The 18,733-nt window shown below is 56.2% G+C and carries 22 protein-coding genes; 5 read left to right on the forward strand and 17 right to left on the reverse strand.

Annotated features, from left to right (window positions below):
- Positions 1 to 32 precede the first annotated feature (32 nt).
- Positions 33 to 1,247, reverse strand: coding sequence for a serine hydrolase domain-containing protein (locus I9188_RS02885; RefSeq protein WP_209504889.1), 1,215 nt, complete (start codon positions 1,245 to 1,247; stop codon positions 33 to 35).
- A gap of 217 nt (positions 1,248 to 1,464) precedes the next feature.
- On the opposite strand from I9188_RS02885, the gene I9188_RS02890 reads away from it, so the two are divergent.
- Positions 1,465 to 2,067 (forward strand): 2-hydroxychromene-2-carboxylate isomerase, encoded by a 603-nt coding sequence (locus I9188_RS02890; RefSeq protein WP_209503933.1) that lies wholly within the window; start codon positions 1,465 to 1,467, stop codon positions 2,065 to 2,067.
- Positions 2,068 to 2,093: 26 nt separating this feature from the next.
- Here I9188_RS02890 and I9188_RS02895 read toward each other — a convergent pair whose 3' ends face one another.
- Both I9188_RS02895 and I9188_RS02900 read right to left on the reverse strand, forming a co-directional pair.
- Positions 2,094 to 3,128 (reverse strand): phosphotransferase, encoded by a 1,035-nt coding sequence (locus I9188_RS02895; protein ID WP_209503934.1) that lies wholly within the window; start codon positions 3,126 to 3,128, stop codon positions 2,094 to 2,096.
- Between the two features lie 14 nt (positions 3,129 to 3,142).
- Positions 3,143 to 3,961 (reverse strand): SDR family NAD(P)-dependent oxidoreductase, encoded by an 819-nt coding sequence (locus tag I9188_RS02900; protein ID WP_209503935.1) that lies wholly within the window; start codon positions 3,959 to 3,961, stop codon positions 3,143 to 3,145.
- 151 nt (positions 3,962 to 4,112) lie between these two features.
- Here I9188_RS02900 and I9188_RS02905 point away from each other — a divergent pair, with 151 nt between their 5' ends.
- The 3 genes from I9188_RS02905 to I9188_RS02915 all read left to right on the forward strand — a co-directional run bounded on the left by I9188_RS02905 (position 4,113) and on the right by I9188_RS02915 (position 6,439).
- The gene (locus I9188_RS02905) at positions 4,113 to 5,114 is read left to right on the forward strand and encodes an NADPH:quinone oxidoreductase family protein (RefSeq protein ID WP_209503936.1); all 1,002 of its coding nucleotides are present in this window, start codon (positions 4,113 to 4,115) and stop codon (positions 5,112 to 5,114) included.
- Positions 5,115 to 5,237: 123 nt separating this feature from the next.
- Positions 5,238 to 5,687 (forward strand): type II 3-dehydroquinate dehydratase, encoded by a 450-nt coding sequence (aroQ, locus tag I9188_RS02910; RefSeq protein ID WP_209503937.1) that lies wholly within the window; start codon positions 5,238 to 5,240, stop codon positions 5,685 to 5,687.
- Entirely contained in the window at positions 5,684 to 6,439 is a 756-nt protein-coding gene (locus I9188_RS02915; protein ID WP_209599557.1) for an autoinducer binding domain-containing protein, read from the forward strand. Before aroQ ends, I9188_RS02915 begins: the two co-directional genes overlap by 4 nt.
- Before the next feature lie 354 nt (positions 6,440 to 6,793).
- On the opposite strand, the gene tsf is transcribed toward I9188_RS02915, so the two are convergent.
- The 5 genes from tsf to I9188_RS02940 form a co-directional block, all read right to left on the reverse strand.
- A complete protein-coding gene (tsf, locus tag I9188_RS02920; protein WP_209503939.1) occupies positions 6,794 to 7,669 on the reverse strand; it encodes a translation elongation factor Ts in 876 nt (291 codons plus the stop codon).
- A gap of 76 nt (positions 7,670 to 7,745) precedes the next feature.
- On the reverse strand, positions 7,746 to 8,528 hold the full coding sequence (gene rpsB, locus I9188_RS02925) for a 30S ribosomal protein S2 (protein WP_209503940.1): 783 nt from the start codon (positions 8,526 to 8,528) through the stop codon (positions 7,746 to 7,748).
- Between the two features lie 166 nt (positions 8,529 to 8,694).
- Entirely contained in the window at positions 8,695 to 9,549 is an 855-nt protein-coding gene (locus tag I9188_RS02930; RefSeq protein ID WP_209504890.1) for a lysophospholipid acyltransferase family protein, read from the reverse strand.
- On the reverse strand, positions 9,536 to 10,291 hold the full coding sequence (locus tag I9188_RS02935) for a GNAT family N-acyltransferase (protein ID WP_209503941.1): 756 nt from the start codon (positions 10,289 to 10,291) through the stop codon (positions 9,536 to 9,538). Before I9188_RS02935 ends, I9188_RS02930 begins: the two co-directional genes overlap by 14 nt.
- 102 nt (positions 10,292 to 10,393) lie before the next feature.
- Complete coding sequence (locus I9188_RS02940) at positions 10,394 to 10,576, reverse strand: DUF3553 domain-containing protein (RefSeq protein ID WP_209503942.1); 183 nt, start codon at positions 10,574 to 10,576, stop codon at positions 10,394 to 10,396.
- A gap of 42 nt (positions 10,577 to 10,618) precedes the next feature.
- On the opposite strand from I9188_RS02940, the gene I9188_RS02945 reads away from it, so the two are divergent.
- On the forward strand, positions 10,619 to 11,215 hold the full coding sequence (locus I9188_RS02945; protein ID WP_209503943.1) for a histidine phosphotransferase family protein: 597 nt from the start codon (positions 10,619 to 10,621) through the stop codon (positions 11,213 to 11,215).
- Here the strand turns inward: I9188_RS02945 and I9188_RS02950 are convergent.
- The 9 genes from I9188_RS02950 to I9188_RS02990 all read right to left on the reverse strand — a co-directional run bounded on the left by I9188_RS02950 (position 11,212) and on the right by I9188_RS02990 (position 18,669).
- On the reverse strand, positions 11,212 to 12,474 hold the full coding sequence (locus tag I9188_RS02950) for a glutamate-5-semialdehyde dehydrogenase (protein ID WP_209503944.1): 1,263 nt from the start codon (positions 12,472 to 12,474) through the stop codon (positions 11,212 to 11,214). The genes I9188_RS02945 and I9188_RS02950 overlap by 4 nt on opposite strands.
- 32 nt (positions 12,475 to 12,506) lie before the next feature.
- Complete coding sequence (gene proB, locus I9188_RS02955) at positions 12,507 to 13,613, reverse strand: glutamate 5-kinase (RefSeq protein ID WP_209503945.1); 1,107 nt, start codon at positions 13,611 to 13,613, stop codon at positions 12,507 to 12,509.
- A complete protein-coding gene (obgE, locus tag I9188_RS02960; protein ID WP_209503946.1) occupies positions 13,601 to 14,635 on the reverse strand; it encodes a GTPase ObgE in 1,035 nt (344 codons plus the stop codon). The genes proB and obgE overlap by 13 nt, the downstream gene beginning before the upstream one ends.
- 37 nt (positions 14,636 to 14,672) lie before the next feature.
- Positions 14,673 to 15,209: a GNAT family N-acetyltransferase gene (locus I9188_RS02965; RefSeq protein WP_209503947.1), complete on the reverse strand. Its 537-nt coding sequence runs from the start codon at positions 15,207 to 15,209 to the stop codon at positions 14,673 to 14,675.
- Complete coding sequence (locus tag I9188_RS02970) at positions 15,206 to 15,814, reverse strand: LysE family translocator (RefSeq protein ID WP_209503948.1); 609 nt, start codon at positions 15,812 to 15,814, stop codon at positions 15,206 to 15,208. Before I9188_RS02970 ends, I9188_RS02965 begins: the two co-directional genes overlap by 4 nt.
- 96 nt (positions 15,815 to 15,910) lie before the next feature.
- Positions 15,911 to 16,180 (reverse strand): 50S ribosomal protein L27, encoded by a 270-nt coding sequence (gene rpmA / locus I9188_RS02975; RefSeq protein WP_039535512.1) that lies wholly within the window; start codon positions 16,178 to 16,180, stop codon positions 15,911 to 15,913.
- Positions 16,181 to 16,191: 11 nt separating this feature from the next.
- Positions 16,192 to 16,803 (reverse strand): 50S ribosomal protein L21, encoded by a 612-nt coding sequence (locus tag I9188_RS02980; RefSeq protein ID WP_209503949.1) that lies wholly within the window; start codon positions 16,801 to 16,803, stop codon positions 16,192 to 16,194.
- Between the two features lie 220 nt (positions 16,804 to 17,023).
- The gene (locus I9188_RS02985; protein WP_209503950.1) at positions 17,024 to 17,827 is read right to left on the reverse strand and encodes a DUF2059 domain-containing protein; all 804 of its coding nucleotides are present in this window, start codon (positions 17,825 to 17,827) and stop codon (positions 17,024 to 17,026) included.
- A complete protein-coding gene (locus I9188_RS02990) occupies positions 17,827 to 18,669 on the reverse strand; it encodes a DUF2059 domain-containing protein (RefSeq protein WP_209504891.1) in 843 nt (280 codons plus the stop codon). Before I9188_RS02990 ends, I9188_RS02985 begins: the two co-directional genes overlap by 1 nt.
- Between the last annotated feature and the right edge of the window lie 64 nt (positions 18,670 to 18,733).

Below are 18,733 nucleotides of genomic sequence, written 5' to 3' on the forward strand. Positions count from 1 at the left end.
TCGTCCGGCACCGGGTATCAGTACAGGGGAAATCATTCAATCATGGCCGCATGGACCAGCGCCTTGAGTTCGGCACGGGATGGGTACGAACTTGACGGGGACAGTTGGGTAAAGAAAATCGCCGTCAGGTCATTCTGCCAGTCAATCCAGAAATAAGTCGAGGCCATACCACCCCAGCTGAAATCTCCGATTGAGCCGGGAACTTTTACCAGACCGGGGTTCAGGACGACGGCTCCAGCCAGCCCAAAGCCCATTCCGTCCATCGGTTGCTCTGCAAAACTCTGCGGACCCATTGACGCAATGTCGCCGGGAAGGTGATTGCGCATCATGAAATCGACTGTTTTCGGACCAAGTAAGCGGCACCCGTTCCCGGCCCCCCGATTTCGAAGCATGTCCGCGAATTTGGCATAATCATCGATTGTCGAGATCAGACCGCCACCACCGGAAAAGGTCGTCGTGTTTTCGAACGGGGATCCTATGTGGGAATCGAACAGTCGCAGGCATTCGCTACCGTGATCCGCGGAATTCAGCGCCATCGCGTCGCCAGCCAATGGGGTATAGAGCGATGCGAAACGATCCCCTGCCCCAGCGGGTGCGGAAAAACCTGTTTCTCGCATGTCCAGCGGCTCAAGGATTTCGCTTCGAAAGAACTGCTCCAGTGACTGGCCCGAGACCACCTCGATCACACGACCCAGCACGTCAATCCCGACCGAGTATTCCCAGCGTGCACCGGGTTGGAACGCCAGTGGCAGCCCTGCCAGATCGCGCAAAAGGTGTTCCAGAAGTCCCTGATTAGGTTTGAAAATAAGGTCCCGTTCATCCATCGCTTGGGGCAAAAGCCCGGGGTTGAACGGATAGCTTAGCCCACTGGTATGCGTCAGTAACTGATGCAGAGTTGGAGGCGGTGCAGCCTCGGTCTGATCCAGTCTCTCCGCCGCCGGAACCAGCGCCTGCATATCTTTGAATTCAGGTAGAAACTCAGACACAGGCGCGTTCAGGTGAACAAGCCCACGTTCGACCAATGTCATTAACGCGACCGATGTGACCGGTTTGGTCATGGAATAAATGCGCACCAACGTGTCGCGTTGGAAGGGCCGGCCAGTCTCCAGGCTGCTGAGACCACAGGCATGAAAAAAGGCCTCATTCCCATTTTGGCGCAGCAAAAAGGATGATCCAGCATATTTACGCTGCTCAACATAGCTCTCCATCCAATGGCTAAGCCGATCCAGCCGGGTTTGATCAAACATGGATTGCCTGTGGGACATTCGCGAGCTTCCGTGAGGTTCTGAATTGCGACTGTTTAAGCTTGTGACCTGAAATAACAGCAAAAAGCCGCGTGTTGCAGAGAATTTCGTGAACAGACTTCATCAGCGTGTCTCACAATGAAATGTTAGACTGATTTCGAAGCAGATTCGCCTGAAGTTCAATGAACAAGATTTCAAGGGACCGAAACGGAGGAACCCTATGACGCAGACCATAGACTTCATTTACGATTTTTGCAGCCCGAACGCGTTTCTCGCCCATAAGATCCTTCCCCAACTTGCCGAGCGCCATAACGCAAGCATTACATATGTGCCTGTCCTTCTGCCTGCGGTGTTCAAGGCGACGCATAACCAAAGCCCATTTCAGGCATATTCCGAAAACCGCCAGAAAACGGCCTATTTGACGCATGATCTGCATAGGTTTGCCCGCCGTCGTGGGCTGAGCTTTCATATGAGCCCGCATTTTCCGATCAATACCAAACTTGCCATGCGCGGTGCGTGCTTTGCCAATGGAAAACCTTGGGAAGTCAAATATATAAACGCGATTTTTGATGCAATCTGGGTGCATGGTCAGAAGGCGGACGAACTCGGTGTCCTAACGGATATCCTGCATGAAAACGACTTGCCCGTTCGCAAAATTCGCGAAGCCATGTCGAGCCCCGACGTTAAACTGAAACTGAAGGAGATAACCAAGTCGTCGGTTCGGCGTGGCGTGTTTGGGGTTCCCAGCATGTTCACCGGGTCTGAATTGTTTTTTGGAAAGAATAGCCTGCCAAACCTTGAGGTTGAGATTTCAAGAAAATAGAGACGTAAAAACAGTTTGATAGGGCGTCACTCTAATGTAGTTTCAAGCGCTTTCAGGCCATGCTGGGCGAATATCGGAACATATGCGCCAAAAGCCTTTGCTCGGTCAGGGTCGGATGCGTTCCCATCCAGCGCGCGTTTGTAGACACCCTGTAGAATGCCCGCCATGCGAAAGAAATTGAAGCCGAGATAAAAGCCGAAATTGTCTATGCCATCCAGACCTCGACGTTTGCAGTATTGGGCAATGAATGCCTCATCGCTGGGCAGGCCCAGACTTTTTCGATCGACACCTGCCAGCCCCCGGCCCTGTTTTCCCGGCGGCAACTGCCATTGCATGATTACTGCGGCAAGATCCGCATAAGGGTGACCGATCGTCGACAGTTCCCAATCCAGCACCCCGATACATTCCGCCCGATTTGGCGCGAACATCAGGTTGTCGATGCGGTAATCCCCGTGCACCAGCGTGCGCTGCCCGTCATCGGCCGGTACCGAGGTCTCGAGCGCATTGGCCAGCGCATCCATATCTGCAATGGCCGAGGTCTCGGACGCGCGGTATTGCTTGGTCCAGCGTGCGATCTGACGCTCGTAATAGTTGCCAACCGGCCCATAGTCAGACAGGCCAATGGCATCGATATCCACCATATGCAACTGGGCAAGAACCCTGTTCATCTCGTCAAGAATGGCGGCGCGGGTTTCGTTACTTTCTTTGGGCAGGGTTGGGTCTGGAAACACCCTGCCCTTCAAGTGTTCCATCACATAAAAGGCCGAGCCGATGACGCTGTCGTCTTCACACAGCAGATACATCTTGGGCACCGGAACCTCGCTTCCGGCAAGGGCGCTTTGAACCCGAAATTCGCGATCAACGGCATGTGCCGATTTCAGCAATATTCCGGCGGGTTTTCGGCGCAGCACATAGGCTTTCTCTGGCGTGCGCAGTTCAAACGTCGGGTTGGATTGCCCTACATCAAATTTCCTCGCCTCCAATGGCCCGTTGTAGCCCGAAAGATGCGCGCTCAGATACGCATCTACTGCCGCCAGATCCAGATTTGTTTCGGTTCTCATTGGCTGTCTTCCTGTCACAGGGCCTCGGCAAAGATGTTTCCCGCAGTCACCACGTTGATCCCACCCGAAACCGGGATCACCGCACCTGTCACATAACTGCCGCCGCGACCGCACAGGAACAACATACAGCCTGCAATATCCTCGTCCCGTCCGACGCGACCCAGAGGTACAGACTTGCCAACCCGTTCTCTGGTATCCTCATCGGCTGTCGCAAAGGCTGTCATACGCGACACAAACGGCCCCGGCGCCAGCGCGTTCACTGTGATGTGGTACGGTGAAAGTTCCTTGGCCAAGACTTTGGTCAGATGCAGAACTGCAGCCTTTGAGGCCGAATAGCTGTAGGCTCCATCGCCCATTGGGACTTCACCCATGACTGACCCCACATTGACAACGCGCGCCGGGTCTTCGGCGGTGCCTGATTTCATTAGCATTGGCAAAAGCCGCTGGGTCAGTTCGAATATACCTGTCACGTTGACGGACATGACCTTTTCCCATGCATCGTAGGGAAACTGCCCCATAGGGGCACCCCAAGACACCCCCGAATTGTTCATCAGGATGTCCAGTTTGACCGTACGCTCCTGAATGTCAGAGACCAGCTTGCCTATACCGGCTGCGCTGCCAATGTCACCGGCAAAGCCTTCGGCGCTGCCCGGCGCGTCCAGCGCGTTCAGTTCTGCTGCGACCTCGGCACAGGCGTCTCCTTTTCTTGAGGCAATGAGCACGCGCGCACCCGCCCGAACCAGCGCCTCGGCTGCCATACGGCCAATACCTGTAGCCCCACCTGTTACCAATGCGGTTTTGCCGTGAAGCGAAAAGAGGGTGTCGGGGGTCATTTTGTGCTCCTCAGTTTCTTTGTCACCAGTTCATCCTGATACAAATTGCGTTCTTCTTGCCGTCGCGGCAGGCGTTGGACCGTAGCGTTGACAAAAAACCATGCTGCACCAAAACTTCCTCGACACAAAGTACAGGCAGATCAGAGGCGGTATGCAAGCATTACTCAGCGTCGCACCGGGCGGTCCCGCAACCCTGGAACTTACGACCCTACCCGACCCGAAGCCGGGCAAAGGTCAGCTTTTGATCGGTGTGAAAGCTGCGGGCGTGAACTTTCCGGACACGTTGATTATCCGCGATCTGTACCAGATGAAGCCGCCACGGCCCTTCGCCCCAGGCGGCGAGATCGCGGGTGAAGTTCTGGCTTTGGGCGAAGGCGTCAGTAGATTTAAGCCCGGCGACCGTGTTTTGGCCCTAACCGGACATGGTGGGTTTTCGACCCGCGTCACACTCAAGGCGGACACTGCGATCCGAATTCCTGATGCGATGCCCTATGAAGATGCCGCCTGTTTCATTTTCACCTACGGCACGTCCTACCACGCGTTGAAAGATCGGGCGGAGATTCAATCCGGTGAAACCCTGTTGGTACTGGGTGCCGCCGGAGGTGTGGGGTCAGCCGCCATTGAACTGGGCAAAGCCATGGGTGCCAGGGTGATCGCAGCCGTTTCATCACCTGAAAAGGCCGAATTCTGTAGCCAGATTGGTGCCGATGACGTGGTGATTTACCCGCGCGACATGGACAAGGATGCGCAAAAAGCCTTCTCAGCCGAAGTTAAGAAACTTGCAGGTTCTGATGGCGTGGACGTCGTCTACGACGCCGTTGGGGGTGCGCTGGCCGAACCGTCCCTGCGCAGCATGGCCTGGAAAGGCCGTTATCTTGTCGTCGGTTTCCCAGCGGGCATTCCGCGGATTCCCTTGAATCTGGCTCTTTTGAAAGGATGCCAGATCGTTGGTGTGTTTTGGGGCGCGTCAGTTTTCCGCGACCCAATCGGCCATGCTGACAACGTCAAGAACCTGTTCGATCTATATACAGCCGGGAAAATAAGACCGCGAATTGGCGCCCGGTTCCCGCTTGCCCGCGCGCACGAGGCGCTTGAACAATTGTCGCAACGATCCGTTCTGGGAAAAATCGTTGTCACCATGGAGGAAAGTTGAGGCCGGGAATAAAATGGCGGTCCGCTTCGCACACCGGTTTTTAGGCTGTACTCGATCCGGCAAAGTCAGGTAGACAACCCGACCTTTAGGCGTCTATGTACCATTCATGGGGATCGTGAAGACATGCACAACGTTTTGGTATTGAATGGCCCAAACCTCAACCTGCTTGGCACACGTCAGCCCGAGGTTTACGGCAGCACCACTTTGAAGATGATCGAGGAGGATTGCCTGCGCCATGGCGCGTCCATTGGCCTTGAAGTCTCGCATCTGCAATCCAACCATGAAGGTGTGTTAATTGATGCGATCCACGGCGCACGCGGTGTGCAGGATGGCCTTGTGATCAATGCGGGGGCGTTCACACACACGTCGGTTGCGCTGATGGATGCCATCGCGTCAGTTGACCTGCCGGTTGTCGAGGTTCACCTGTCCAACATCCATGCAAGGGAAGCATTCCGGCACAAGTCCTATGTCGCGCCTGTTGCTCTGGGGCAGATCTGTGGCTTTGGCGCCCAAGGCTATGTTCTTGCTCTGGACGCGCTGGCCGCGCATCTGAAAGCAGGTGGCACGGCATGACCCTCAGGGATTATCTGCGGTTTGTCAGCTATGCCAAGACCCTGGAAGACCTGTGGGATGCGCATTGCCGACAGATGGCGGAATTCGGGTTCGATCGCCTTATCTACGGCCACACGCAATACAGGACGGCAACCTCATTGGGTGATCCAGAGGACTTTGTCATTCTGACCAACCATAACCGTGCCTATGTGGATGGTTTCATCAAGGACGGTTTGTATTTTCACGCCCCCATGTTGAAATGGGCGCTGGACAATGAAGGCGCCGCCAGCTGGAAAATGTTGCTGGACATGCACTCTCGAGGGTCGATGACCGACAAAGAGCGCGAGGTTTTCGAATTCAACAAGTCCATGGGTGTCGTTTCTGGTTACACCATCAGCTTCAACTCGGTCTCGGTGCGGTCTAAAGGGGCGATTTCCCTGTCCGCCAAGGAAGGGATGAGTCAGGAAGACATTGACGCGATCTGGCACGAGCATGGCGAAGACATTCTTTTGATGAACAACGTTGCGCATCTCAAGATCCTGACCTTGCCTTTCAACCCACCGAACCGGGCCCTGACAAAGCGTCAGCGCGAGGCATTGCAATGGGTCGGTGACGGCAAAACCACGCAGGACATTGCCCTGCTGATGGGCCTGACAGCGGCAACTGTTGAAAAGCATCTACGACTCGCCCGTGAGGCGTTGTCGGTCGAAACGACAGCACAGGCTGTGTTAAAGGCGTCTTTGCATAATCAGATATTCATTATGGAAGTTTAGGAGTGTTTTTCTGACGCCATACAGCGTCAGTTTACCTTAGGTAAGGAAATCACTACTTTTCAAATCTAACTTAAAAGTTGCAAAGTGAGAGTGTTCCGTGAGTGGTGGCTTTAGCCAGGGAACATTCGATTGGATCTTTGCAATTTCAAAGCTCTCCAATCACTCTGACAAGGGGGCGCCTATTCGTCCGCGTACCTGTGTCGGAATTTTGGGGGGCCTCGACCATCCCCATCATGCGGGGCCCTCCAATCCTTCACTTCTTCGCTAATTCTAAGATGTGTCACCAACAAAAAAGGGCTACGCGATGCGTAACCCTTTCATTTTGTTCAGAAAGGCCCCGGTTGGAGCCTCTCTTTAGCCTTGAGCGGCTTTTGCGACTTCGGCAGCGAAGTCTTCTTTTTCCACAACGATGCCTTCGCCAACTTCCAAGCGAATGAAGCCGGTGATGGTTGCGCCTGCTTCTTTTGCAGCGGCTTCAACGGTCAGATCAGGGTTCACAACGAATTGCTGGCTCAGCAATGTCGATTCGGCGACGAATTTCTTCATGCGGCCTTCGATCATCTTTTCGATCACCTGCTCCGGCTTGCCGGATTCGCGGGCGATGTCCATCTGAACCTGCTTTTCCTTCTCGACAATTGCCGGATCCATGTCGGCCTCGGACAGGGCGGCCGGGTTTACAGCTGCGATGTGCATCGCAACCTGCTTGCCGATAGCCTCATCACCACCCGACAGAGCGACCAGCACACCGATTTTGCCCATGCCGTTGGTCGCAGCGTTGTGCACATAAGACACAACAGTGTCGCCCGACAGCTTGGCCATGCGGCGCACCGACATGTTTTCGCCGATGGTGGCGATCTTGTCGGTCAGGGTGTCGGCAACGCTTTTGCCGCCCAGATCAGCAGCCAGCAGTGCTTCGATGTTGTCCACACCTTCAGCAGCGTTCGCAATCTTGCCGACCATTTCCTGGAACTCAGCGTTTTTCGCAACGAAATCGGTTTCCGAGTTCACTTCGACAGCAACACCGTTGCCACCGCTGACGTGAACAGCAACCAGACCTTCTGCTGCGGTACGGCCCGATTTCTTGGCTGCTTTGGCCAGGCCTTTGGTGCGCAGCCAGTCAACGGCGTCGTCCATGTTGCCGCCGGTTTCGGTCAGCGCTTTTTTTGCGTCCATCATGCCTGCGCCGGTCGAGTCGCGCAGTTCTTTAACCATTGCTGCTGTGATTGCCATCTTTTGGCTCTCCTCAATTCAAACGGAATTGGGGCAGGTCTACCCTGCCCCATATGTCATTTACGTGACGGGCAGCTTACGCTTCGGCAGGGGCTTCTGCGGCTTCTTCCGCAAGAGCTTCTTCAACCGGAGCTTCTTCGAATGCGCCCAGGTCAACGCCTGCTGCACCCATCTGCGCGGTCATACCGTCCAGAGCGGCGCGTGCGGCCAGATCGCAGTACAGAGCGATTGCGCGAGCTGCGTCGTCGTTGCCGGGGATGATGTAGTCAACGCCATCGGGCGAGCAGTTGGTGTCGACAACAGCCACAACCGGGATACCCAGTTTGTTGGCTTCTGCGATGGCCAATGCTTCTTTCTTAACGTCGATGACGAACAGCAGGTCCGGAACGCCGCCCATTTCGCGGATACCACCCAGCGACGCCTGAAGTTTGCCTTGGTCACGTTCCATGCCCAGACGCTCTTTCTTGGTCAGGCCTTCTGCGCCCGATTCCATGGCTTCGTCGATCTGGTTCAGACGGTTGATCGACTGGGAAACGGTTTTCCAGTTGGTCAGCGTGCCGCCCAGCCAGCGGTGGTTCATGTAGTACTGAGCCGACTTTTCAGCCGCTTCAGCAATCGGGCCAGCGGCCTGGCGCTTGGTGCCAACAAACAGAATGCGGCCACCCTTTGCAACGGTGTCACGAACAGCCTGCAGAGCCTGATCAAGCATCGGAACGGTCTGGGTCAGGTCCATGATGTGGATGCCATTGCGCGAGCCGTAGATGAACGGGCCCATGCGGGGGTTCCAACGCTGTGTCTGGTGACCAAAGTGAACGCCAGCTTCCAGCAGCTGACGCATGGTGAACTCGGGAAGAGCCATGCTATTTTCCTTTTCCGGTTTACGCCTGGGCGGGGGTGAAAGAAGCGGATGCTCCAACCGGCGGTCTTGATGAGGATGTCTCCCTCAAAAAGGCCAAACCCCGCCTGCGGGTTTGAATGGCGCGCGTATAAGGCAGGTTGGCGCGATGCGCAAGGACCAATCGGCCTTATTTTTCAAGCTGCGCCAATGCGTGCGCATGCCTGACAGCGTCTTCACAATGGGCGGCCAGAGCCTTGCGATTTTCAAAGTCGCTGACCCGTGCAGGCGCATGATAGATCAGTTCAACACTTCCCTGCCGACGTGCGCCTAGGGTCTTCAGCAAATGCGGCCCGAACTCCATATCCCCCCACCAGCCATAAAAGCGTTTTGGCTGGCCTTTGGGCGCGTGAAACACCACGGAAACGGGTTGGATATACATGAAATCACGTAATTCATCTGCAAAGAACGCGGCGAAAAGCGTTGTTTTGAAGGGTAAAATGCGAAGTCCATCTGTTGAAGTGCCTTCGGGGAAAAACAATAGTTTATGACCCACCTTCAGGCGGGTTTCAAACAGTTTGGTTTGTTCCTTGGCTTTCTTGCGATCCCGTTCGATGAATAGCGTCCCGGTCGCACGGGCCAGCCAGCCGATACCGGGCCATTTGGCAACTTCTGCCTTGGAAACAAAATAGACCCGCTTGCGCGCGTTCAGGGCGAAAATATCCAGCCAGGACGTGTGGTTTGCGACCACCGCGCCCCTCTCTTTCATCAGCGCGCCGGATGTGCGGAAGCCGATGCCAAGAATCCGAAACGCGTTGCGGCAGACAAACTGCGTGATGAACGGCGTGACAGGTCGCCGGACACCGAAAAACGGATACTCGATCAGGCGAACAGCCAGAAGGATAATCAGGCCACCAAAGACAAGGGCCGCCAGCGGGACTCCGCGCAGAATGACCAAAACCCATCCAATAACGCCCAGCTCGATCGGATCGGGCGCATCTTCACTATTCCAGAGCGGGTCGTTCACAACGTCACGCCCCGCCATAAATTCGACGCTGCCGTTCATTCATGCGCGTCGTGTCGAGGATCAAGCAAACATCCGTTGTGTTGAAGGTGTAGTCGATAAAGGCGCCCTCGCCCACGAAACCACCCAAGCGCAGGTAGGCTTTGATCAATGCTGGCACCTGAACCATGGCGGTGCGGCGGTCCAAAGCCTCTGGTTTCACAAGGTCCATCGACTGAAAAACATCGGGCTGCGCCCGTACGCGCAACTCTGGCGGAGCCAGATGGTTGTGGTGAAGCATCGACAAGGGCTGCGCCAATGTGGTCACGTCTGTTCCGTGAAAACTCGCAACGCCGAACAGCACCTCAATGTCACGTTCCGCTACATAAGCGGCCAAACCGTTCCACAGGTGGTACATTGCCGTACCCCCACGGTAGTCGGGGTGCAGGCACGACCGTCCCAACTCCAGCAGTTTGCGCCCGCTGTTCTTGAGAACGGTCAGGTCATATTCATCTTCGGAATAGAATTGCCCCAGTTCCGCAGCACGTTCGCCCGGTAACATCCTGTAGACGCCAATAATTTCGCCGGTTTGATCATCATAGGCCAACATATGATCGAAATACGGGTCGAAACGGTCTTTCTCGAGGCCAGCATCGTGATCGACCATCTCTCCGCCGCCCCCCAACTCGCGCACGAAGACGTCATAGCGCAGGCGTTGAGCTGCTTGCAGGTCGGCTTCGGTCTCGGCCAGTTTTACGGTGAAAGAAGGGCCAGTATCCGGCATATGGGGTGATCCGTGTTCTTTTGGCTGCTGATACCGCAGTTTTTCAGCCAAAGGCAACAAGCCCCGCTTCGGTCAGCGTTGTTAACCTTTCCTAAACCACTTTCACAGATCAAAGACCGGCATCAGGGCGATGCGCGTTCCGTCGATCACCACTTTTCCCTGCTCGCGAAAGTTGACGGTGATCTTGCCTGCAATGTTGGACTGAACCTGTCCGACACCCCAATCGGGAAAATCCGGGTGGCGGACAAACATGCCCGGTGCAAGTATAGCATTCATGTCTGTCATAGGGGCCTCCGGGACGTGCGGCAGATACAGTCGGAGGTACACATGGGCGAGAGCAACTTCAACCTGGCCGAATTGATCGGTTCGCGGATTTGCCACGATCTGATCAGCCCGATCGGGGCAATCACCAACGGGCTTGAGCTGTTGGATATGGTGGGCGCCGTACAGGGCCCCGAGTTGGAGCTGATCTCGGGCAGTGTCGGAAGTGCCGGGGCACGTATTCGCTTTTTCCGCGTTGCCTTTGGCTCGGCCAGTGATCAGCCGCTTGGTCGGACCGAAGTAACCGAATTGTTGAAAGATATCGAGCGTGCCGGGCGAATACAGGTCAACTGGAACCTGTCCGGGCCTGTGCCGCGTAATCAGGTCAAACTGGCCTTTCTGGCGCTTATGTGCTGCGAAAGTGCCATGCCACTTGGCGGCGCGGTCGAGATCGTAAATCAGGGCAACAATTGGATAGTGACCGGGGTTGCAGACAGGTTGAATGTTGATGGTGATCTTTGGAAGAACGTCGTGACAGGTCGGTTTCCCACCAAGATCACGCCCGCGCACGTTCAATTCGCGTTGCTGCCTGAAACGGCGGCTGCGATGGGTCGGCGGATTGCCGTTGAAACTTCGGCAACCCGCGTGTCACTTCGGTTTTAAGCCCGGATCGTTCCGTTCCCACGCACGAGATATTTGAAACTGGTCAATTGCGCCGCCCCGACCGGCCCGCGCGCGTGCATTTTGCCCGTTGCGATTCCGATTTCGGCCCCCATACCGAACTCGCCGCCATCCGCAAACTGGGTCGAGGCATTGTGCATCAGGATTGCGCTGTCGAGACGCTCAAAGAAACGGGTCGCTGCTGCGTCATCCTCGGTCATGATGCAATCGGTGTGGTTCGAGCCGTATTGCTGAATATGGGCAATCGCCGCGTCGATATCGGCAACAGGCTTCGCCGCAATCACGCTGTCGAGGAACTCTTTTCCCCAGTCATCCGCCGTAGCAGCAACTGTACCCTCCCCAGCGAGAACACCGTCGGCGTGAACCTCGACGCCTGAAAGGACCAGTGCCGCAACCACGTCACGCCCCAGTGTGTCGGCGATATCCTGATGAACCAGCAAGCATTCAGCGGCTCCGCAAATACCAGTGCGGCGGGTTTTGGCATTCAGCACAACTTCCAGCGTTTTCTGCGGATCAGCAGCCTTGTCGATGTAAATGTGCACGATGCCTTCGAGATGGGCAAAGACCGGCACACGGGCCTCTCGTTGTACAAGGCCCACCAGTCCCTTGCCTCCGCGTGGAACGATGACGTCGACATAGTCGGTCAGCGTCAGCAGCTCCTGCACCGCAGCGCGGTCGCGTGTGGGCACCAGTTGAATGGCGTTTTCGGGCAGGTTCGCGGCCTTCAGCCCTTCGACCAGACAGGCATGGATCGCGGTTGAGGAATGAAAGCTTTCGGATCCGCCACGCAGGATTACCGCATTGCCCGATTTCAGGCACAGCGCCCCGGCATCCGCAGTCACGTTGGGTCGGCTTTCATAGATCACGCCGATAACCCCCAACGGTGTCCGGACGCGCTGGATGTTAAGGCCCGTGGGCATATTCCACTCAGACAGAACCTCACCCACCGGATCGGCCTGATCCGCGACGGTTCTCAGCCCGTCCACCATGCCCTGAACACGCGCCTCGTCCAGCATCAGGCGATCCATCATTGCGGGGCTCAGTCCCTTGTCGCGGCCGAATTCCAGATCTTTTTGATTAGCTTCGATGATCCGTGCCCGGTTGGCCCAAACCGCGTCGGCGGCTGCAATCAGCGCCGCGTGCTTTCGTTCAGCTGTTGCGAAAGCCAGTTCACGCGAAGCGGCTTTGGCACGTTTCCCAAGATCTTCCATCAGAGCAGGAATGCTGTCGAAGTCTTTCATATCGCGTGCCTTTCAGATCATCTTATTGAAGGTTAAAGGGCCAGGTCGTCCCGGTGGATCAGGGCTGCGCGACCGGGATAGCCCAGCGTCGCTTCAATCTCAGAAGACTTACGCCCCTTGATCGCATCGGCTTCCTGCGCCGTATACCGGCTGATCCCCTGAGCCAGACGGCGGGATTCCAGATCAAGGACGGCGACAGGATCGCCACGACCGAAATCTCCGGTCACTTCCACAATCCCGGCAGGTAGCAGGCTTTTGCCATTGGCCAGTGCCTTGGCCGCCCCCTCGTCCACGGTAATCTCACCCCGAGGTTTCATCGCCGAAATCCAGCGTTTGCGGGCTGCATGTGGATCCAATGTCGCAGTAAACCATGTGGAATTGGCACCGTTTTCGAGCGTTTTCAGAGGGTTCAGAACCGACCCTTCAGTAATTGCCATGGCGCAACCACCAGCGGTTGCCATCTTGGCCGCCAACAGCTTTGTCTTCATCCCGCCTTTGGACAGGCCCGATCCCGCATCACCAGCCATAGCTTCAATCTCAGGTGTGATCCTGTCGATTGTCTCGAAGCGCTTCGCCGAAGTGTCTTCCTTAGGATTGCCCGAATAGAAGCCATCCACATCCGACAGCAGAATCAGTTGGTCGGCCCCTACTGTCACCGCGATTTGCGCGGCCAAGCGGTCATTGTCGCCATACCGGATTTCGTCCGTTGCAACCGTGTCGTTTTCATTGACGATCGGCACGACGCCCAACCCAAGCAGAGTTTCCAAGGTTGCGCGTGAGTTCAGATACCTGCGGCGATCTTCGCTGTCTTCAAGCGTCACCAGAACCTGCGCCGTGGTGATCCCATGGGGTGCCAACGCTTCTTCATAAGCGCGTGCAAGCCGGATTTGCCCGACCGCAGCAGCAGCCTGTGACTGTTCCAAGGGCAGTGCCGCCATCGGCAGACCCAATACACCGCGACCCAGTGCAATCGAACCGGACGAAACAAGGATTACATCTTTCCCCTGCCCCTTGAGCCAGGAAACATCCTGCGCCAACGACAGCAGCCAGTCAGACCGCAGCAGGCCAGTATCGCGATCAACCAGCAAAGCCGACCCGATTTTTACCACCAGACGGCGTGCCGAGGTCAGGGTTGCCAAGGCTGTGCCTCCTCAGCGGGTTTCTGACGCACACGGTTGTCGTCGATCTGGCTGCGCAGCGCCCGCAGAACTTCGGTTACACCCAGATGCGCCACACCGGACATCGTCATGACGGGACCGCCCACGGCCTCCTCAAGCTCTGCGACGGCATGGGCACGTTCTTCGTCATCGAGCGCGTCGATCTTGTTCAGAACAGTGATCCGGGGCTTTTCGGCTAGTTCGCCGCCATAAGCTTCTAGCTCGTGAATGATCGTGCGGTAATCATCTGCGACCGTCTCTGAGGTGCCGTCGACCAGATGCAACAATACGGCACAGCGTTCCACGTGGCCCAGAAAACGGTCACCAATGCCACGGCCTTCATGAGCACCTTCGATCAGGCCGGGGATATCGGCCACAACAAATTCGACGTTGTCCACGCCGACTACGCCCAGATTGGGATGCAGCGTGGTAAACGGATAGTCGGCAATCTTGGGCCGCGCATTCGACGTGGCCGCCAGAAAGGTCGACTTGCCCGCATTCGGCATACCCAAAAGACCCACATCGGCGATCAGCTTGAGCCGCAGCCAGATTGTGCGGTCAATCCCCGCCTGCCCCGAATTGGCGCGGCGCGGGGCCTGATTGGTGGCAGATTTGAAATGCAGGTTGCCGAACCCGCCATTGCCGCCTTTGGCCAGCAGGACGCGTTGCCCGACTTCGGTCAGGTCGCAGATGACGGTTTCTTCGTCTTCGTCCAGGATTTCAGTCCCAACCGGAACACGCAGAACGATATCGTCCCCATCCTTGCCGGTGCGTTGCTGCCCCCGGCCCGGTTGCCCGTTTTTGGCGAAGAAGTGTTGCTGATAGCGAAAGTCGATCAGGGTGTTCAGCCCATCCACAACTTCGGCCCAGACAGACCCGCCTTTGCCGCCGTCCCCGCCATCGGGGCCGCCGTATTCGATAAACTTTTCGCGTCTGAAGCTGACGCAGCCGCTACCGCCGGCCCCGGACCGGATGTAGACCTTTGCGAGATCGAGAAATTTCATGTGTGTCCCCTACTGCAAAGGCCCCATCGGCCACAAGTCAGAGTTTTTTACTGTATGTCCAGGTGGGCACATTCGCATCGCGTGCCACCGAATAGCTTTCCGCATCGCCCAGATACTGGAACCCGCAATGGGTCAGAACCCGGGCCGAGGCCGGATTATCCTGAAACACACTGGCGAACATCGTCGCGTTTTCCAGCGGGTTGGCGTTAACAAGTGCTTCGACAGCCATCGAGGCTATGCCCGTGTTCCAATAGATCGGCGCGACCCAATAGCCAACTTCGGACTGATTCCGGTCCAGCCGTTTCAGCGAAATCACACCGATCAATTCCGGACCACCGTCCTTGGTAGCATCCATGACCCAGACGTCCTCGTCTCGGTTGTCAGCCATCGAACGGGCTACAAAGGCTTCGATCGAACCGGGGGCCAGTGGATGTGCAATACTGGTGGTCATCCGCGCCACGCGCTCATCACCTGCGTAATGCTCGATAAGGCCCATATCCGACCGGCGCAGGGGGCGCAGATCGAACCGCTCGGTTTCAATGACCGGCTGATTTATTATTGTCTCAAGCTTCATTGGTGTGTTCCTCCTCCGAACAACACGAACAGTACGGACGCGACCGTAAGACCCGCCAACGTCCACATCAGGTATTTTTCCGCCGGGCGACCTTCAACCGCATGCGCGATTCTATCCCCCGCAAAAGTCCAGATCGGGTGCAAAACAATCTGACAGATCAACAAACTAAGAGCGATCGTGAGCGTGGCGTCAAAGCTGGAGGTCCCCGCAGCGACAAAGCCCGTAAAACCCGCAACAATCATGGCCCAGGCTTTTGGATTCAGCGGATGCACAATCAACCCCGCCCAAAAACCCGGAACATCACCGACCTCAGTTTCGCGCGACAGTCGCAAATTCGCGATCTTCCACGCCAGCCAGCAAATATATACAGCCGAAGCATATTTCAGCGCCGCAAAGACCGTCGGAACCTGTTCCGCCAGTTGCAGCAGACCAAAGCCCACGGGCCAGATAATCAGCTGCTTACCAAGCACGACACCGGCCACAAAAGGCAATGCAGCACGAAACCCATAGCGCGCGCCGGTTCCCAGCAGGACCATGTTGGCTGGCCCCGGCGTGCCGACCTGAGAGGCGGCAAAGATCAGGAAACTGGTGGTTGCGACTGTCATTGGTTCTTTCGATCACGACTGTGTTAAAACGAGAAAGGGGACCGGCACTTTGTGCCGGTCCCCCATGAATTTTTCTTAAACCTTCTGGGTCTCGGCTTACTCTGCGGCCTCCGCCACTGGCAGGACCGAAATAAAGGTGCGGTTTTTAAGTCCCTTGTGGAACTTCACGGCGCCATCTGTGGTTGCAAAGATGGTGTGATCTTTGCCCATGCCTACGCCTTCGCCCGGCCAAAACTTGGTGCCGCGCTGACGCACGATGATGTTGCCCGCAATAGCGGCCTGGCCACCATACAGTTTTACGCCAAGGCGACGACCAGCTGAGTCGCGACCGTTACGGGAGGAACCGCCAGCTTTCTTATGTGCCATTCTCTCTCTCCTTAGCCTTTGGCCAGCTCTTTGGCCTGCTCAACCCATTCGGGTTTCACTTTGACCGTTTCGATAGCAGCAATCTGCTCGTCCGACAAGGCGGCCAGAGCGGCAAAGCTCTCGATACCGGCCTCAACCAGCTTCTTGGCGGCGGCAGGGCCAACGCCGTTCAGCTTGGTCAGATCGTCAGCAGCGGCAGTAGCGGGTGCTTCAGCCTTGGCTTCGGCTTTCTTGGCGGGCTTTGCGGCAGGTGCCGCTTCCCCAGCCGGAGCTGAACCGGTTGCAGCCTTGATGCCCGACTTGTCAGCGCCCGACGCCAGAATGTCGGTGATTTTAACCAGTGTCAGTTTCTGACGGTGGCCAACGGTACGCTTCGAGCTGTGCTTACGACGACGTTTGACGAACTTGATGACCTTGTCACCTTTGATCTGTTCGATCACTTCGGCCTGAACGCCTGCGCCTGCAACGAAAGGTGCGCCAACAACCGGAGCGTCACCGCCCAGCATCAGAACATCGTTGAATTGAACTTTTTCACCTGCGTCGGCAGCCAGTTTTTCAACGCGGAGGATATCGCCCGCCTGAACCTTGTACTGCTTGCCGCCAGTCTTGAGGACCGCAAACATGCGTCTTTCCTTTTCTAACCCGCGTTCTGTGGTCCCCTTTACGGGTGTTCTGGCCCCAAGAAACTTGAAAGCCACCTCGAACAGCGCGCCCTTTTCGGGCTGTGTGAATGGCCCCTGACAATGTCATGCGGGCCAAATAATAACGATACCCGGCGCGGAAAACCGGCCGGGATGCGCGCTTATCCATAGATTGCAGGTAAAAGTCAACACCAAAGCGGTGTCAAAGATCGGACGCCCTCAGCGCCTGTGCAACCGCCTGCCCTAGACGATAAGAAATATCATTGAATATGCGATCAAAGCCGTCAAACACGGCGTCATTCAGGGCCTGTCCCGTTTCGGTTCTGGAAAACGCGATATTTTCGCGCATCTCAGCCTCGTCCAAAGGGCGGTAGGCCATAAGAAGAAACGAGAAAAGCCACTCCTCGGTGTCCTCGGCCCGGCTGTCTTTCTGCAACAATAGCTCTGCCAGCAGTTCCTGATCGTCAGTCCGCGCATCAACATCAAGACCCTGAAAGAAGCTGTAGTCATACGTCAATGCCCCCTGAACATTCTTTTCGATCAGGTCATTTGCCTCGATATACTCCTTGACCAAAGAAAACTGAGCGGTGCTGCGTTCTGCGGATTTGTAGGCTTCTCGGGCCATGTCTTCGATTGCCTGATCCGACATCGCGCGCCGCGCCGAGTTTTCCAGCGTTACGATGGTCTGGCCAAGATCGCTTTCAAAAAACAAGATGGCCTGATCAAGCTGAACATCGGATAAACCATCTTTGAAGGCGTTCGTCATGTGTTGCCGCATCCAAAGCGGATCGTAGATACGGTTGACCTGCGACTCGAAAAAAGCGCCGCCCTTGTTGTCCAAAAAAGTATCGTCAAGAGTCTCGCGGTGGCCCTGCCCCTCGTGAACAAGGATTTCCATCACCTGTGTCAGACGCATGGCTTTTGCCAATCGATCGACTTTTCCATCGGCATACAGCGGCAGTGCCCAACACGAGGCGACCACAAATGCCAGAATAGCGCGCTGCATCAAATGTCCTGTGCCGGGTGCAATTCGGCTATCCGCGCGGCCAGAACCTCGAACCTCATGGCCATGATCTCATATTGGATGGCGTTCAATAGCTCGTAGACTTCCTGCATCAGCGGCTGTTCCAGCGCGTCAACATACGTATCCACATCGGCGTCGGAAAAATCCTGATAGGTGTAAGCAGCGCCCGCCAGATTGGACAGTTGCAGTGACTGACGCATTGCCGGTTCATTTTGCCTCATCAATTCACGTAGTTCATCCCCGTTCAGCTGCAACTCGATGACGCCCGATGCGCTGGCCGCCAGCAGGAAGCGCACCTGAATTTCCTGCAAGGCACGCAACGCCGTATCTGCGGAATCGATCGCGGAGTTCATGCGTTTAAAACTTTCGACCCGTTTCGATCCGTTCTTGATCAGGTCAGAGATGATCCTTTGGCCTGCCAATTGCTTGACGTCATCGTCTTCTTGCATGTGTGAGGCATTTTCGGCCTCGACCAGACGCTGCCCCAGATCAGACGCGTAAAACTCCACCGCGTGTGAAAGGGCCTCGTCGCTTAGGGTCTGCTCCAGAATGGACACCGCAGTGTCGTGCATTGCACCGACTTCAAAAACCTCGTCCGTCAAACGGGTCCAGTCCGAGCCGAACCCCTCGGGGTCGACACCCAACATCTGCGGCGCGGACCGTGAACTCAGGGCGATGCTTTCAAGTGCTACGTCAAAGCCCGTTGTGATCAGAAAAGCCTCAATCCGATCCCGGTTCGCTGCGGAAAGCTCGGGAGGAACCAGAACGAGTGCCAGAAACGAGGCGAGAAACCAAAAGGCGATGCGGCGTGCAAACTGTGTCATACCTTTCAGAGTAGGTGTTTTACGCTGGCAGGCAACGGAAAATCCCGGCATTCACGATTTCCGG

Origin of the sequence: Ruegeria sp. HKCCSA071 (genome assembly GCF_017872555.1) — a bacterium.
In the GTDB taxonomy this organism is placed as follows: domain Bacteria; phylum Pseudomonadota; class Alphaproteobacteria; order Rhodobacterales; family Rhodobacteraceae; genus Ruegeria.

Coding starts and splice junctions, on each gene's coding strand:
- I9188_RS02885 (WP_209504889.1), bottom strand. CDS start 1,247: ATGTTTGATCAAACCCGGCTGGATCGGCTTAGCCATTGGATGGAGAGC.
- I9188_RS02890 (WP_209503933.1), top strand. CDS start 1,465: ATGACGCAGACCATAGACTTCATTTACGATTTTTGCAGCCCGAACGCG.
- I9188_RS02895 (WP_209503934.1), bottom strand. CDS start 3,128: ATGAGAACCGAAACAAATCTGGATCTGGCGGCAGTAGATGCGTATCTG.
- I9188_RS02900 (WP_209503935.1), bottom strand. CDS start 3,961: ATGACCCCCGACACCCTCTTTTCGCTTCACGGCAAAACCGCATTGGTA.
- I9188_RS02905 (WP_209503936.1), top strand. CDS start 4,113: ATGCAAGCATTACTCAGCGTCGCACCGGGCGGTCCCGCAACCCTGGAA.
- aroQ (WP_209503937.1), top strand. CDS start 5,238: ATGCACAACGTTTTGGTATTGAATGGCCCAAACCTCAACCTGCTTGGC.
- I9188_RS02915 (WP_209599557.1), top strand. CDS start 5,684: ATGACCCTCAGGGATTATCTGCGGTTTGTCAGCTATGCCAAGACCCTG.
- tsf (WP_209503939.1), bottom strand. CDS start 7,669: ATGGCAATCACAGCAGCAATGGTTAAAGAACTGCGCGACTCGACCGGC.
- rpsB (WP_209503940.1), bottom strand. CDS start 8,528: ATGGCTCTTCCCGAGTTCACCATGCGTCAGCTGCTGGAAGCTGGCGTT.
- I9188_RS02930 (WP_209504890.1), bottom strand. CDS start 9,549: ATGGCGGGGCGTGACGTTGTGAACGACCCGCTCTGGAATAGTGAAGAT.
- I9188_RS02935 (WP_209503941.1), bottom strand. CDS start 10,291: ATGCCGGATACTGGCCCTTCTTTCACCGTAAAACTGGCCGAGACCGAA.
- I9188_RS02940 (WP_209503942.1), bottom strand. CDS start 10,576: ATGACAGACATGAATGCTATACTTGCACCGGGCATGTTTGTCCGCCAC.
- I9188_RS02945 (WP_209503943.1), top strand. CDS start 10,619: ATGGGCGAGAGCAACTTCAACCTGGCCGAATTGATCGGTTCGCGGATT.
- I9188_RS02950 (WP_209503944.1), bottom strand. CDS start 12,474: ATGAAAGACTTCGACAGCATTCCTGCTCTGATGGAAGATCTTGGGAAA.
- obgE (WP_209503946.1), bottom strand. CDS start 14,635: ATGAAATTTCTCGATCTCGCAAAGGTCTACATCCGGTCCGGGGCCGGC.
- I9188_RS02965 (WP_209503947.1), bottom strand. CDS start 15,209: ATGAAGCTTGAGACAATAATAAATCAGCCGGTCATTGAAACCGAGCGG.
- I9188_RS02970 (WP_209503948.1), bottom strand. CDS start 15,814: ATGACAGTCGCAACCACCAGTTTCCTGATCTTTGCCGCCTCTCAGGTC.
- rpmA (WP_039535512.1), bottom strand. CDS start 16,180: ATGGCACATAAGAAAGCTGGCGGTTCCTCCCGTAACGGTCGCGACTCA.
- I9188_RS02980 (WP_209503949.1), bottom strand. CDS start 16,803: ATGTTTGCGGTCCTCAAGACTGGCGGCAAGCAGTACAAGGTTCAGGCG.
- I9188_RS02985 (WP_209503950.1), bottom strand. CDS start 17,827: ATGCAGCGCGCTATTCTGGCATTTGTGGTCGCCTCGTGTTGGGCACTG.
- I9188_RS02990 (WP_209504891.1), bottom strand. CDS start 18,669: ATGACACAGTTTGCACGCCGCATCGCCTTTTGGTTTCTCGCCTCGTTT.